The organism is Gordonia sp. LMA484 (assembly GCF_058129505.1).
The window spans coordinates 606,325-621,537 of sequence record NZ_CM176700.1 but is presented as its reverse complement, the minus strand read 5'-3'; the positions used below and the strand labels follow the sequence as shown (position 1 = coordinate 621,537).

The window sequence follows — 15,213 nt, the reverse complement described above, 5'->3', positions numbered from 1 at the left end:
ATCGCAGCAGGTCATCGGGTGTCTTGCTGCCGGAATGAAGGGGGTGTAGCCATGGATCGACCGCAGTTTCTTCAACGAATCATCGAGTGGCTGCGCGCCGGCTACCCCGAGGGCGTGCCGCAGGCCGACTACATTCCACTCGTCGCGCTGCTCCGACGTCAGCTGACCGAGGAGGAGATCGAGGAGGTCTCCGCCGACCTGATCGCCGAGTCCGCCCCGCCGCCCGAGCCGATCTCCAAGATCGACGCCGGGGTGAAGATCACCAAGGTCACCCACGAACTCCCCCACGAGGCCGACGTCACCCGCGTCCGCAAACACCTCGAGGCCTCCGGCTGGCCCTTCGACGACTCCCCCCTCGCCCCCGCCACCCCACCTCCGCCACCCCCGCCGACAGAACCCAATAATCCGCCGACAGAACCCCAAATCCCGCCGACAGAACCCAATAATCCGCCGACGGAACCCGAAAACTCGCCGACAGAACCCAATAGTCCGTCGACGGAACCCGACGACCCGGCCGGAGACGAGTCCTGAAGACCCTTCGCGCCCTTCACCTCCCCACCCGGCCCGACGTTCTCGACCGTCGCGCCGAGCTCTCGGCGATCCTCGATGGTTCGGCCGCCTACGTCCCGGTCCCCGACGTTCCGCGCGAGGTCGCCATCCTGCGTGAGGCCCTCGGCGTCGACGAACCGATCGACGACGACATCTCGCTGGTCATCTCCACCTCGGGCACCACCGGCGTCCCCAAGGGTGCCCAGCACACACCCGCAAGTCTGACCGCCTCGGCGCAGGCCACCGCCGACCGGCTCGGCGGGCCCGGCAACTGGCTGCTGGCACTCGCTCCGCACCACATCGCCGGCTTACAGGTCCTGTTGCGCGCCTTGGCCTCCGGCTTCACCCCGACGGTCCTCGACGTCGGCGATGGCTTCGATCCGGATGCCTTCGCCGACGCCCTCGACACCCTCGACGGCCCGCGCCGCTACACCTCGCTGGTCCCGACCCAGCTGATCAAGGTCCTCGACTCCCCGCGCGCCACCGCCGCCCTGCGTGAGTGCGATTCGCTCCTCGTCGGCGGCGCAGCCACCCCGATTCCGTTGCTGCGCAAATCAATCGACGCCGGGATACCGATCACCCGCACCTACGGCATGAGCGAGACCGCCGGCGGCTGTGTCTACGACGGCGTTCGGCTGGACGGTGTCACCATCCGGATCGAACACCCCAACCCCGACGGCGTCGGCCGGGTGATCCTCGGCGGACCGATGGTGGCCCGCGGCTACCGCAACCGCCCCGACCATCCGGCCTTCGCCGAGCCCGGCTGGTTTCGCACCGACGACCTCGGAACCGTCGATGACGACGGTGTGCTCTCCATCCTCGGTCGCGCCGACGAAGCGATCAGCAGTGGCGGACTCACCATCGTGCCCCAGGTGGTGGAGGCCGTGATCCTCGACGACCCGTCCATCGCCGAGTGCGCCGTCGTTGGCCTGCCCGACGAACGTCTCGGCGAGCAGGTGGTCGCCTTCGTGGTCGCCTCCGGCACAAGCACAGTCGACGCCGAACACATCCGCGGCATGGTGACCGAACGACTGGATCGCTATGCCGCGCCACGCGAGGTCATCGAGCTGGCGGAGCTGCCGACGCGGGGGCCGGGGAAGGTGGATCGGCGGGCGTTGCGGGCGCGGTTCGGAGGACGGACGTGACGACCGCACCTCACTCCGGCTGCCCACGCAGCACCGCGATGAGTTCGTGACGGTTGGCGGTGCCGGTGCGCTGTGAGGCCCGGAAGATGTGGCCTTCGACGGTGCGCACCGACATGCCGATCTCACGCGCGATCTCCCGGTTCGACAACCCCGTCGCCGCCAGTTCGAGGATCTCGCGTTGGCGCATGGTCAGCGGGACCACCGCCGAGTTGGCCTTGCGCGCCGGCGTGCACGCGCCGGTAATCTCGGCGATCCGGTCGGACATCGCCGTCGCGGTCATCGCGGCGCCGCGCCGCCCTTCGTGCCGGTACACGCACGCGGCCTGCGCCGCAGCATCAGCAGCGGCGACCCGGTCGCCGAACGCCTCGTAGCCGGCGGCGGCATCCATGAGTTGGTCGGCGTCGACGGCGGCAAGGCCGGTGGCATGCTTGGCCGCAGCGTGCACGCGCGGTCCGTCCACCAGCCGGGTGAGCTCCGTCAGCCGGTCGGCCTCGGCGCGGCAACCCAGTTGCACCGCTTCCTGACGCAGCATGACCTCGACGCCCAATGCGCCGCTGCGTTGTGCCGCTTCGGATTCGACGTTCAGAGCTTCGATGGCGTGGGTGAGGTCGCCCTGCACCGCCCGTTTCCATCCGTCGGTCATCGGCACCTCGAATGCGTAGAACATGGGTGCGGAGGTGGGTCCGACGAACGATGCGGGCAGGCAGTCGGTGTCCTCCTTCGGACCGATGAGGAAGGGGCGCAATCGGATACCGGAGAGCAGCTTGAAATCGATGGTGGAGAACCGGGCGCCCGCCTCACGCAGCCATCGTTGCGCGACGGCGAGGTCGCCGCAGGCGTCGGCGATCTTGCCGAAGGTTTCGGCTCGGACGGCGAGGGTGCGTGGATGATCGGCCGAGAGCGGCTGGATCCGATCGGCGAGCTGGTGGGCCTGATCGAGGTATCCGCCGATCTCGAGCGCGATCGCGTAGGTCAGAGCCAGGCCGTAGCTGGACTCGGTGGGCAGCGCGCGGGCCACGTTCCAGGCGCGGTCGAAGTGGGCGTGGGTGGCATCGATCCGTCCCACCGCTGCCAGCGACAGGATGAGTGCGAGAATGGCGAAGTGGTCGGCGAATATGCCCTTCCGCGTGGAGGTCTCCGCGATGGGTGTCAACGTGTCGATCGCGGCCTGCCACTCGCGGCGCATGGTGTGCGCCGACCCCTGCGCGCACTGGTACAGCCGCTCGTACCCGTGGCGGGCACTGTCGGCCTGCGACACCCGGGCCAACTCTTCCTCGGCGGTCACCATTTCGCCGTAGCTGACGGCCACCATGGCAATCCGCAGGGCGATCAGGGTCAGTTCGCCGGGATCGGTTGTTCGCTCCCGGATCTCTCGGGCTACCTGGAGGGCACCCGCCAGGTGTCCCGCGCTGATGTGGGCGAAGTACAGCGTCCACCGGGTCCTCGGGCAGTCCTGGCGGCGGACTGCGGCGCGGGCCAGCGTCTCGGCAGTGTCGGCGTCGAGGAGATCGACGGCAGCGCGGGCCCCGACGACCAATTCGTCGACCGCGACGGCTGTGTCGGACTGCGCGCTCAGCACGGCCAGCCGCACCTTCTGGACCGGTGACAACGATTCGGACTGGCGACGCAGGGCGTCGGCGATCCGGCCGCGCAGCCCACGGACTCGAAGGGTCGGCAGCTGAGCCATACGCACCTCCCCGTACAGCGGGTGTGCCAACTGCGCGGTCTGCCACTCGTCGTCGGTGTCGACAAGGATCATGCCCGCGATCTCCGCGGCGTCGACGGCGTCGGCCCCGCAGATGTCGGCCAGCACCTGAAGATCCAGAATGCCTGCGGCAGCGAGAGTGTCGACGACATCGAGCACGGCCGGAGGCTGTCGGCCGATCGAGGCGGCAACGAGGTCGGCGAGGGTGGCCGACACCTGCGGCCGGCCTTCCCAGACGAACACTCCGCCGATCTCACGGATGTGCCCGGCGGCGCGCTCGTCGACGAGGAGTTGGCGCAGATAGAGAATGTTGCCGTGAGTGTGCTGCCAGAATCGTTGCGCGCTGGCCGAATCCACCTGTCCGCCGAGCGCGGCCTCCGCCAGGGTGATCACGTCGGCCACCGACAGCGGCTGGATCGACAGCAGCGGTACGATGTCGTCCTTCCACAGTGACCGTACGGCGTCGCACACCGTCTCGCCCTGGCGGACGGTGACGATCAGCGCGGCCCGGCGCTGCCGGACGAGCTGGGCCACCACCAGCGCCGACTGGTCGTCGAGAAGGTGCGCGTCGTCGACGACCAGCAGCACCCGCTCGGACGCGTCGGCGACCGCGTCGGCGACGTCGGTGATGCGGTCGAGCAGGTCGGGACCCAATGATCGCGCGTAGTCGGCGAACGCGCCGAGCGGTATCGAGCGTGCCGAGGCGGTGGCGGTGACCGTCCGGCACACCAATCCATGGCTGCGGGCGCGGGCGGCGCATTCGCGGGCCAACCGCGTCTTGCCGACGCCCGCCGTACCCGACAGGACTATCCCCGACGCGTCACGGCCGCCGACCGCGTCGCAGATGCGTCGAATTTCCTCGTCGCGACCGACCAGCGGCCACCCGTCCACCATCTCAGGATATGGCGGCGGTGGCGCGGGCATCGGGGTTCCGGAGATCTTCGCGACCTACGCCGACGGTCGCCCGGAATTGTCGAGGATCGCCGCGATCTTGTCCTCGGCCAGGGCGTATACGCCCGGCAGTGCCTCGATGTCGACGCCGAGTATGGAAGCGATCAGTTCGTCGCCGATTCCGGCGGCCCGCAGGCGCAGGGCCTCGGAGTACGGCAGCGGCAACTGGTCGATCGCCTGCAAGCGGCGCGAGCCGGACTGTGCCGCATCGCCGCTCATCAGGGCACCCGTCGACGGCCATGTGACGAAGTCATGCCAGGCTCCTTGGGCTCGGGGCGCGGCGTGTTCCGCACATTGTTCACCGTGCACCACATGAGTCACGTTGTCGTAGGTAGTCCGCTACTACATTTCCGGTGGCGGCTACCCCACCAGCACCCGCGACACACCATGGGTTGATCAGCGCGAACGCCCGATTAATTAGCCAAACGAACTGCACTTTGTTGTCCGTCAAATGCATTCACGCCTGCCTCAGAAATGGCGCTCATTCGCATGGATCCGGGCGGCAGAATCCGTCCTGAACGGAGACGTTCTGACCGCCGACGTCTGCATGTCCTCACAGATCATGGATCGACGGGCGCAGTTTTGCTGAGTCCAGCAGCATCCGACGACTCAGCCTCGGGTGCCGGCATGGTCATCACCGCTGTCAATTCTGTTCGCTGTCCTAAACTTTCGTCTGGAACGTTGTCGACGTCGGCGGTCATCGCAGAAGGCGGCGGCCACAGCTTGTCGATCCACACATCCCAGGTCCGATCGGAGGTGTAGGCCGAATGCTGGCGGGTCACCGACTCCGGGTCGTCGCCCGGCGACGGATCCGGTAGCCACACCTCGCTGACCGTTTGGCCGTCGTCGACCGCAGTGGTCAACTCGAAGCACGGACCGTCGGCGACGGTGTCCGCCTCACTCTGCGACGATCTCACGATGTCCCCACCCACATACGTCGTCAGCCCCCGACGACCCACATGGCAGAACACACCGTCGCCGATATAGTCGGTGAACCGGACCATGTTGATCCAGCGCCCCTTGAGCATCGATCGCAGCGCCACATGCGAGGTGTGCCCGAGCGCCGTCGGGAACGCGCGACCATAGGCCCAGCCGAGTTGCGAACCGTAGGTGAGCAATCCGATCCGGGGCGGTTCGATTCGTTGGTCGACGTCGTCCCCGGGCGCGGTCGTCTCCTGGTGTTCCTCCCTGGCCATCTGCTCGGTCTTGGCCATCCACACCAGCCGGCAGGCGACCGCATACATCAACAGCGAACCCTGACTGTGTCCGCCGAGGATCACCCGGTCGCCGTCGTTCAGCCGGTTCTTGACGTAGGCCTCGAGGTCACGAATGGCTCGCGGCGCATAGGCCGGCGGGACCAATGGGTGTGCTTCGCGCGGCCAGAACGAGGCGAGGTCCCAGATCACGCCGAGACTGCGCCCGTTCTTCTTCGGACTCTTCGCCGCGTTGTACACCGACCGCAGCAGGAACAGCGCCAGCACCACCAGCACCAGGATGCCGAGTGTCTGAATCCAGACAGTCTCCGCCACCCAGCCCGGGGAGAACTGCGCCACGACGGCCGAGACCATCGCCGCGGTCGCATAGATCCCCACCAGGCCCGGGATCATCGACTTGCCGGCCGCGAGGGTCCACCGGAACACCGGCCCACGCGTCCGCCTCACGCGAAGGACCCGCGCCATCGTGACCCTGGGCGCCCACAGCACGAACGCATCACGCCCGGTGAGCCGCGGGATGAGCATCGCCACGCTCACAATGACGACGATCAGCCCGGCACTGACCATCGCCGCCATGCCCCACATCCACGTGATGGCCGCATAGGGTCTGGGGGTCACCATGTTCGTGTCGTCGAGCGCACCTGCCGACAGCAGTTGAACCACCGACGTCCACACCTTTGCCACGACGTTCGTCGGCGCCGACTGCGGCCTCGAATCCGTCACGACAGCACCGATGATGAGTTGGCTCAGCGCCACGCCGGCGCCGGTACCCAGGAGCACGCCGAGCGCTGCCACCAGGGGCGCGTGCCAACCCCGAAGCCAGGGCGCGACCGGTGACTGCTGTTGCCCCCGAAAGAGAACGATCGCGGCGGTCACCACGATCGCCGCTGCGAGCAGTACTGCCGCGACCACCAGCGCGGCGCCGATGACGTTCGACCCGCCGATCGAATGAATCGCCGAATCCGAATCTGCGCGTTGACTGTTCAGGGCGCTGTCGAGACGGCCGGGCAGCGTCCATGCGCAGATCCACCACAGGATCAGGAAGCTGGCGGCCACCCATCCGGCCGACCGCCACGACGTGAACGCCCACCACATGCGGCGTAGCAGCGGGAGTGTCGAGTTCGGGCCGCCGAACCGGTCCTGACCGCCGGAGGCACGGGGATCGTTGCAGGCTGCGGTGACCAGCGCGGCAATGCCGATGAGGACCAGCACAGTCCACTGCAGCCCGTTGTCCAACCTGCCGCCAGCTAACATGAACGCGGCCGTCAGGATGCCCACGATCGCATGGGTGGTCAGCAGGAACGTGGCGCGTCCGTCGAAGGGCCGGACGAAATCGTCCGCTGCGATGGCCGGCGGCTGCCAGCCGCCATCGTCGATCGCCGACGGTGGGCGGTTCTCGGCGACCCGGTCCCGAAACCGCTCCACATAGGTTCGCTTCGAGTCTGCTTTCGATCCCGTCACTTCAGCGCGCAGGTCGTGGTCGTTGTCCCGCCACAGCGACACGAACGCACCCACCCCGAAGATGACGAGCAGCACAGCGAGGACGGCCCACGCACGCAGCGCCGAATTGTGAGCGCCCCACCAGTCGTTTCCCAACCACGTCCAGCACCGCGACGAGTGATCGCCCACCGTCAACTGCTGGCATTGACTGGCGAGCGCATCGGCCACGATGTAGGTGATCTGCGCGATGAGAACTGCTGTCAGAGCCAATCCGATCAATCGGAACAGCGCGCGAAGGATTTCCACCAACACCGTGAATCGTCTGGATTTGGGGTCGGGAACCATCCACGACGCCACGTTCACCAGTGCGAACGGCGCAAACAGCGCCCAGATCGCCTGCACTTTCAGGCCGGAGGTCATCCCGCCCCACCGATAGGCGATTCGTTCGTGCCCGTGGGTTGCCACATGCTGCGGCTGGTCCGCACACGCCGCAAACTGACCCTTGGAGTGCGGACTCGCATTCGGGTTCGGGACGGCCTTCACCCTCGTCGTGTCCAGGACGGTCGAGATCTCGGTTCCGCTCACGCCATGCGTGAGGACCTCGACCAGTCCTCCGCTCTGTCCTGTCACCGACGTCACCCTTCACTCCGTGGTGATCGCAAGCTCCGCCCGCATCAGCGGCGCATCTGTTGATTTTCGACCTTTGCCGCCACATTGGGAATGCACCTACACCCGTTTGAATGACATTTCATCCTCAAACTGACACCGGCACCCACCCCCACCACCGCCAATTGCAATCCCCGACGCCCCGCAGTTCAATGAGCAAGACATGGGACAGGAGGCCTCGGTGGGCAGCGAGTACGTCGACAGCTACTCGGCGGAAAGCGGCATCGATGCCACGCTCTACCGCAGGCTGCGGACGTTCGTCGGCACGGCCAAGGACCGCCTGTGGATCAAGGTCCCGTGGTGGGACACCTCCGACCCGGCACGCACCCTCCTCGACGACACGATCGCCGCGCACCGACGCCACGTCGACGTCATCGTGCTCGCCCGACCCGAAGCCTCCAACGATGCCGCCCTGCGCCGCCTCCGCAGCGCCGGCGTTCGTGTGGTGACCGTCCGCAACCTGCACGAGAAGGTCCTACTGGCCGACGACCGCGTCCTGAACCATTCGACGAACTTCACGCGCAAGGAACTCGAGGTCAACGAGAACTCGGGGACGGTGCACACCGCACCGCAGTTGGTCGAGGCGTTCGAGGCAGGCTTCGACCTCATGATCGACAGCCAGGACCGGGTCACCGCGGGCGAGGAGACATGGACTCCGACGACGACCCTGATTCCGCCGCCGCTTCTCCCCTACCTGGATCGGTTCGATCGACTCAACCCGCTGCAGTCGAAGTCCGTTCCGACGGTGCTGAGCACCTCGGGCCATGTGATGGTCGTGGCGCCGACGAGTTCCGGGAAGACGCTGATCGGCGAGGTCGCCGCGCTCCGCTCGATCCTTCTGGAGAAGCGACCGGCGGTGTGGCTCTTGCCGGCGCGCGCTCTGGCTGCCGAAGTGGCCGCGACCGCCGCCCGTTGGCGCGATCACGGCATCAGTTCGATCGAGCTGACCGGCGAGACGAACCTGTCCAGCGAACGCATCCGCACCGCGCAACTATGGGTCGCGACCACTGAGAAGTTCGAATCACTCTACCGCCGTTCATCATTGAGATCGTTCCTGGACACTGTCGGCTGTCTGATCGTCGACGAGGTCCACCTCGTCGGCGACCGCGAACGGGGCGCCACCCTGGAGTCGCTGCTCGCACGTCTGCGGGCGTCGGCCGAACGCACACGGATCGTCGCGCTGTCGGCGACGGCGGCCAATGCCGACGAACTCGCCGCCTGGTTCAACGCTCAGCTCATCACGGTCAACTGGCGACCCACCAACCTCATCACCCAGTTCGTCACCTATGACTCACAGTCCTCGGGCAAACCGTGGGCCGACGAGGAGGCCAAAGACGAGGCCCTGACCGAACTCATGCACGAATTGTCCGACGACGGCGCCGATTCCACATCATCTGGGGCCACGGCGGGCAGTGTGCTGATCTTCTGCGGCAGCAAGAACGCGGTCCGACGCACCGCGGGCCTGCAAGCCGGGGTCCGCTACCGCGGCGTCGAGGACGACGCCCTGGTGGAACAGACCTTTCCGCGGGGCGTCGGCATCCATTTTCGGGACGCCCCGAAGGCCCAGCGGGCGCTGGCGGCATTCAATGCGCGACAGATCGACACCCTCGTGGCAACATCCGGCCTCTCGACCGGGGTGAACACACCGGCCCGCTCGGTCATCATCCGTGACCTGACGCTGGGGATGTCCGAGCTCGAGACCAGTCAGGCCCAGCAGATGCTCGGCCGTGCAGGCCGCGCCGGCCACGAATCCGAGGGCTTCGGCTTCATCCTCGTGCCGCGTGACGAGGAACTCGCTTGGCGGAGAAGACTTGTCGCCGGGTACCGCGTGAACAGCCGGCTCGTCGACAAGCTCGCCGACGCCGTGCTCGCCGAGATCCTCCTCGGCAGCATCGCCCACCGCGACGATGCGCAACTCTGGTACGAGGGCACCTACGCGTACGCCCAGACCAGCGAACGTCGCGACCTCACCGGCGTTCTCGACCAACTCATCCGCCACAGGCTGATCGACGAAACCGACGATGGCCTCCGGGTGACCGAGCTGGGCGCGCTGACCACCCGCCTCATGGTCGGGGTGGACGCGGCGTGCAATCTGCACGCCCACCTGTCCACACTGCCCACCCCTGTGGACGCGACCGACGCCGAGCACATCGTCATCGCGGCGATCGCCAACCAGGTACCTGCCATGAGTGAGTGGCCGGTCAATCCGAAGACCTACACGCAATGGGTCGACGAGACCCTCGCCTCGACGCCGACCTTGAATCGTCTGCTCGACAACGATTTCGGCTCCCGGTTCTGCGCCGCCGCGGCCGCAGCGGCACTGTCGACGCCCGACCGGCTGCGGGTATCCGGTGCCGGGATGTCGCGGTCGGAACTGACCCGGGCCGTCGACGCGCTGCCGCGCTACCTGGGTTGGATTGCCGCGCTGGGCTACATCGGTTTCGGCACCTGGCAACCGGTGGTCGCCGGCGACCTCGCCCGCCGCCTCACCTGGTGGCACCTCACACCACAGCCACGGCGCGGCAGTGGACGACTGCTCTGGTTCCTCGAGCATCTCCAGGAGCCCGATGCGCGCCGCACGCGGGTGCCGCTCCTGTGGCGGCGGGCGCGTGGTGCCGACTTCCTGGACCCGGATCGGATCAACTCGCCGCCCCGCGGAGTCGATCTCCCGCGCACCGACTTCGAGCACCTGATGCACAGCCGGGCACACCTGGAGTTGGGACCCGCAAACGGCACATCCGTCACGCTCGACACGGGACCGGCCGAGGCCCACCTCGTGATCATCGGCAACGACGGCACAGCGCATGCGGAACTACGAACACCGACCGTTCCTCGGCACATCGATCTGCCCGTGCCGCGCTCGACCCGTTCCGCCGCGCTCGCCGCCGATCTGATCCTGTATGCGCGGCAGGGAGATGTCGCCTACCAGAACGCGACCGTCGACCTTCCCCAGACACAGCAGTTCGCCGAGTCATCGGCCATCGAGGAGGCTCGCGACCTCATCGGCCGGCTGTCACCGCCGACGGCGGTGGTCACCAAACAAGGGCGTGTCCGAACCCGCGTCCAGGGCAAGCGCAAACGTCTTCTCTCGGATCTGCTGCCGCAGATCACACCCGAACCGCAGTTGCTGCCGATCGCTGAAGTGTTGAGCGGCACCGGCGACGACGAAACACGCGTGGTCACTCTCCGCGCCGGGTTGGAGGAGCTGGTCAGTATCGACCGATCCGCCACCAGCGCGCCCCGACCGGCGGCCGCCGTGCTGAAAGCCGGAAGCGCAACGGCCCGCGAGTTTGAGTGCGTACTTCTCGCGCTCGCCGGAGCCCTCGACATCGAGGTGGGTGCCGCGATGACCGATCACGGGACCATCGTTGCGCTGGTCCATCTCGGCGACGCATGGCGAACCGCCACACCCGTGAACGACGATCAGATCATCAGCAAACCACTCGTACCCGAGACCCTGCCACCGATCATGAGCCCGATCGGCCTCATCCCGGCCAAATCGACGGCTCCGGCCCGACCGCTGTTCGGGTGGCTGGCGGAGTTCACGCCCGCCTCCGGCGTTCCGCGGAACGTCCGCACCAACCGGACAGACGTCGAACACGTGACGGCGAGACATGCGGCGAACCTGCACGTATCACCACAACAGACGGAGCCTCCGGCCAGAGTTCACCCAAACTGACTACCCCACCGTTCATCCTTTGATACGAATCTGACCACACCGACCCCATACCGGTTGTGCGATCCCAAATCCGGTGTTTCGATCAGCGCACACCGCCGTGGCGACGGTTATCGGGCGTGAGACAAGAGTTTCGGGGGATCACGCTCGGCCTCGGCACCTTCTGAGACGACTGTGCGCCAGAGAAAGCCGAGCGATGACCTACCCCGGAAACCCCAATCCCTATCCCCCGATGCCCTCGCCCGCCGCGGCGACGCACAAGCGCCGCAACCTGACTCTGATCCTCGGCGCGATCGCCGCGGTGCTGGTCCTGGTGCTGAGCACACTGATCGTCCTGACCGTCAAGTCCGAGGACGGCAACCCGCTGACGCCCGCGTTGCGTCTGTTCGGCGTGGGCGATACCCCCGAGGACCCGTTCACCCCGTCGGTTGCGCTCACGAATCGTCAGCTGCCCGATGGGATTCGGATGGCCGCCGAGCGCGGCGCGCAAAACCGTGGGGTCCGCACCGTGAACGGGACCCAGGCAGGCCTGTACGGCGCAGGCAATTCCGCAAGCTGTGACGTTGCCGCACTGGGTAATTCCCTGGCCAATGATCCGACGTCGGCCCGCGCGTGGGCCAGTGTCTTCGGGATCAATCCGAGCGACATCCCCTACTACCTCAACACCCTCACGCCGGTGGTGCTCACCGCCGACACCTGGGTGACCAACCACACCTATCACAGCGAGACCGCGTACGCGTTCCAGTCGGTGCTGCAGGCGGGCACACCCATCCTCGTCGACGGCGCAGGTGTACCCCGTGCGGTGTGCAGCTGCGGCAACCCGCTGGCCCCGCCCGCGGCGACGCCGGTCGGAGGCTATCGGATCGTCGGCACCACCTGGCCCGGATACCAGACCCGGCAGGTGGTGCGCGTCGCCTACAACACCGAGAATGTCACCGTCGTCAACAACACCACAGTCGTTGCGCCCGCCGCGGATCCGACCGCGGCACGGGCGACGGCTGCGCTGTCGTTGATCAACGTCGACACCGCGCAGATGTTCACCCGCACCGTCGGCAACGTGCTCAACCTCGCCGGCCTGCCACCGCAGAGCGGGGCACTCCCGACACCCGCAACGTTGAACGTGCCGTTCACCGCCGGCTCCGACGAACAAGCTGCCCAGAACGGTCTCGCCGCAGCCGGCAGCACCCAGGCCGCCGACGACGTCCAGGCGCGCGCAGAGGAGAACGGCGACAATCCGGAGGTCAGCGGCTCGTCCGATGCTTCCGCAGCTGACACCTCCGGAGAGTCGACGGCAGCCGGCGAGTCCCGGGCTGCGGCGGCCGCACCACCCACCGCGGCATCGGAGGCGACCTCCACCGAGGCGCCACGCCCGACACCGACCACCTTCACCGGAGCCGGCGAACAGATCGGCAGCCTGTCGTTCGACAAGGACGGCCGCTCGGTGACCTGCACGGTGCCGGCCGAACCCTCGACCGCACCTCGACTCGCCTTGACCTGCAGCGACTCCGTCGCCCGCGAGGTATCGGCGTCGGCGCTGCTGAGCTCCCAGGTCGCCTCGGCCACCGACAGCACCGGAGTCTGGACCGTTTCGCTGACACCGCTCAGCCCTGCCGGCCCCGGCACCCCGACCACCGTCGCGTCCGCCTCGTGGCGGGCCCTTCCGGAGACCAGCACACCGACAACCACGGAAACCACCGAAACCACCGAGGCACCGGCACCGCCGGTCACCGAGGAACCGACCGTCGAAACCACGACTCCGGAGGTTGAGACAACGACGGAGGAGCCGACCACCGAGACCACGACTGAGGAGACGACGACTACCACGACGACGGAGGCTGCTACTCCGTAAGTGTCAAGGCTGGCGCTTGACACTTCCCGGGGGTCCCAGCAGTCTTCTCTGAGATGGGCTAAGAAATCATGTTTCCTATCGCTCACCATTGGACATGACGTGACGAACTCCTGGTTGCCGTTGTTGAGAGAGATTTCGTAAAGCATTTGATAGTCGAAGAACCTTCCGACTACGTCCTCTTGTACCGAATAGGCGCGATCATGAGCAGCTCTGGTCGTGTAACGACCGTATCCGGTTATCGCCAAGCGCCGCAGTATCGAGCAAGAATTCGAAACCTGCTCCGATACTGATGCACAGCGATCAGGTGCAGGCAGGGTCGATAGTAATTGTTCCGAGTTCCGAACCCTCAATCTTCGCGTGAACATGGTGCTCGATCGACAAGCAATCGCCAATTCAACGAACTGGCCCGTAGCCTCTTCAGTAACGTCGGCAGCCTGCTGGTCATCGACAGTCAGGAGCCTGTCATATGCGAACAGTCCTGAGGATTCCTGATTTCCCGCTCCCGGCCCCCGTAGAAATGAATCTCCGGGGTGCCCGAGGCGGGCGATGGATCACGGAGAATCAGCGGAACGACTGAATCGTCGAAGACCGCGTCCGCGTCGATAGTCATCGGCGATACAACCGGCTTTTGGTCGAGGCGACCGGCGCGGGCCCTGGACTCGCGGCCCGCTCAGACTTTCCCAAACTGGGTTTCCAGTAGCCGCCGAGCGATTCGAGTTGTCTGCGGCATCGACGGATCGAGTTGGGTACGCACCTCTTGAAGGCGTACCAGGTCGACACGGGTGGACTCAGTCTGCACTTCAGCCGCGACTCGCGCCATCAGCGTGCTGATCGCCTCCTGGACAATTTCGTACTCCAGCAGGTCACTCATCGGCCGTCCGTCCAGTGCGTTGGAATCGCGCGGACTATAACACCACACTGAGCTTTGTGTCAACCGGCCAGAACCGCTCAAGCCAGCGGCTTCACGATGGTCACCGCCGACGGCGGCCGCCGCACTTCGATACCGCATCGTCGGGCCGCGACCGTCAGGCTGACCGACTCCCGATGTCGCGCCCCGGGCCACCCGGCGTCACCCATCTCCGAAGATCGCGACCGCGATCGCCTCGGGATCGGGACTGAAGCGGGTCTCGTAGCGGATGCCATCGGCGACACCGGCCAACGCCGTCGCCCACTGTTGCGGCACGTCGTACGGCGTCATCGTGCACAGCTCTCGGGGGACCCCGAATTCCGCAGCCGACGGCGCGGTGTTATTGGCGACGGGATGGTCCCGGGGCAGCCGCAGCCGCGACACCTGTCTGCCACCAGCGAATTCGGCCGTGATGTAACCGAACTCGATGAGCTCAGGGCCGATCGCTTCTCGCACCGCGGCTACCTCGCTCAGCCTCAGGTAACAGGTGCCGCGTGGCGGGGCGAGGTCGAAACGCCTATCTCCGGTGCCGCTGAACCACCACGGTCCACGGCTGTTGCGATGGCAGGTAGAGGTCGATGTCGGTGGTGAGCTCGGTGACCGGAAGTCGGTCGAGCGGTGGTGCCGGCGGTTTCTGATACGGGCGTTGCCGTTTCATGCACCCCACCGGGCGGTCACGCGTCGGGCCGCCGCGAGCACCTCGTCGATGCTTCGGCCATTGGTCAGCCACGTCACCGGCGTGCCCCCGTCAAGACCCGAGTTCGGACTGCACATCCATGCTGCGGCCGTCCAGGGGTCTGCGTCGACGGCCAGTACCGCCCACACCTCCGACATCCCGTCGATCAAGGTGGCGTCGCCTGCGAACTGCCAGGTGGGAAACACCCAGGTGCGACTGGCGTCGGCTAGCTGGCAACCGATCAACCGGCAGCTGCGCAACCGTTTCACGACGGCCGACTTGGTGATGCCCAGGAACGCAATAACACCCTGCATGTCATAGAACGGGCCGATCAGCGCGTCGTAAGGGTCGCCGAGCGGGAGCGCCGCGATCATGCGGTCGGCCAGGGTGTCGGGATCGTCGAGCGCCGACGTCACGTTGACCCCCGCGCGCTCA

General features: G+C 66.8%; 10 protein-coding genes and 1 pseudogene. 4 read left to right on the top strand and 7 right to left on the bottom strand.

The features are described 5' to 3' along the window. Positions 1-51 precede the first annotated feature (51 nt). Positions 52-366 (top strand): annotated as a pseudogene (locus AC4AMJ_RS02735) (DUF3349 domain-containing protein); the annotation flags it as partial. 161 nt (positions 367-527) lie between these two features. Continuing rightward, positions 528-1,694 carry an o-succinylbenzoate--CoA ligase gene (gene menE / locus AC4AMJ_RS02730; RefSeq protein WP_489918358.1) on the top strand — a complete coding sequence of 389 codons (1,167 nt, stop codon included), beginning with the start codon at positions 528-530 and terminating at the stop codon, positions 1,692-1,694. Between the two features lie 10 nt (positions 1,695-1,704). Here the strand turns inward: menE and AC4AMJ_RS02725 are convergent, their stop codons facing one another. The 3 genes from AC4AMJ_RS02725 to AC4AMJ_RS02715 all read right to left on the bottom strand — a co-directional run bounded on the left by AC4AMJ_RS02725 (position 1,705) and on the right by AC4AMJ_RS02715 (position 7,634). Continuing rightward, on the bottom strand, positions 1,705-4,290 hold the full coding sequence (locus AC4AMJ_RS02725; protein ID WP_489917164.1) for a LuxR C-terminal-related transcriptional regulator: 2,586 nt from the start codon (positions 4,288-4,290) through the stop codon (positions 1,705-1,707). A gap of 57 nt (positions 4,291-4,347) precedes the next feature. Continuing rightward, positions 4,348-4,569: a hypothetical protein gene (locus AC4AMJ_RS02720; RefSeq protein ID WP_489917162.1), complete on the bottom strand. Its 222-nt coding sequence runs from the start codon at positions 4,567-4,569 to the stop codon at positions 4,348-4,350. 341 nt (positions 4,570-4,910) lie between these two features. Next, on the bottom strand, positions 4,911-7,634 hold the full coding sequence (locus tag AC4AMJ_RS02715; RefSeq protein WP_489917160.1) for a hypothetical protein: 2,724 nt from the start codon (positions 7,632-7,634) through the stop codon (positions 4,911-4,913). A 199-nt stretch (positions 7,635-7,833) separates the two neighbouring features. Here AC4AMJ_RS02715 and AC4AMJ_RS02710 point away from each other — a divergent pair, with 199 nt between their 5' ends. Next, the gene (locus tag AC4AMJ_RS02710) at positions 7,834-11,349 is read left to right on the top strand and encodes a DEAD/DEAH box helicase (RefSeq protein ID WP_489917158.1); all 3,516 of its coding nucleotides are present in this window, start codon (positions 7,834-7,836) and stop codon (positions 11,347-11,349) included. A 193-nt stretch (positions 11,350-11,542) separates the two neighbouring features. Further along, the gene (locus AC4AMJ_RS02705; RefSeq protein ID WP_489917156.1) at positions 11,543-13,195 is read left to right on the top strand and encodes a DUF6777 domain-containing protein; all 1,653 of its coding nucleotides are present in this window, start codon (positions 11,543-11,545) and stop codon (positions 13,193-13,195) included. Between the two features lie 670 nt (positions 13,196-13,865). On the opposite strand, the gene AC4AMJ_RS02700 is transcribed toward AC4AMJ_RS02705, so the two are convergent. The 4 genes from AC4AMJ_RS02700 to AC4AMJ_RS02685 all read right to left on the bottom strand — a co-directional run bounded on the left by AC4AMJ_RS02700 (position 13,866) and on the right by AC4AMJ_RS02685 (position 15,194). Next, the gene (locus AC4AMJ_RS02700; protein WP_489897110.1) at positions 13,866-14,066 is read right to left on the bottom strand and encodes a hypothetical protein; all 201 of its coding nucleotides are present in this window, start codon (positions 14,064-14,066) and stop codon (positions 13,866-13,868) included. 198 nt (positions 14,067-14,264) lie between these two features. Continuing rightward, the gene (locus AC4AMJ_RS02695; RefSeq protein ID WP_489917154.1) at positions 14,265-14,558 is read right to left on the bottom strand and encodes a hypothetical protein; all 294 of its coding nucleotides are present in this window, start codon (positions 14,556-14,558) and stop codon (positions 14,265-14,267) included. Positions 14,559-14,619: 61 nt separating this feature from the next. Then, a complete protein-coding gene (locus AC4AMJ_RS02690) occupies positions 14,620-14,760 on the bottom strand; it encodes a hypothetical protein (RefSeq protein ID WP_489917152.1) in 141 nt (46 codons plus the stop codon). After that, the gene (locus AC4AMJ_RS02685) at positions 14,757-15,194 is read right to left on the bottom strand and encodes a hypothetical protein (RefSeq protein ID WP_489917150.1); all 438 of its coding nucleotides are present in this window, start codon (positions 15,192-15,194) and stop codon (positions 14,757-14,759) included. The genes AC4AMJ_RS02690 and AC4AMJ_RS02685 overlap by 4 nt, the downstream gene beginning before the upstream one ends. Between the last annotated feature and the right edge of the window lie 19 nt (positions 15,195-15,213).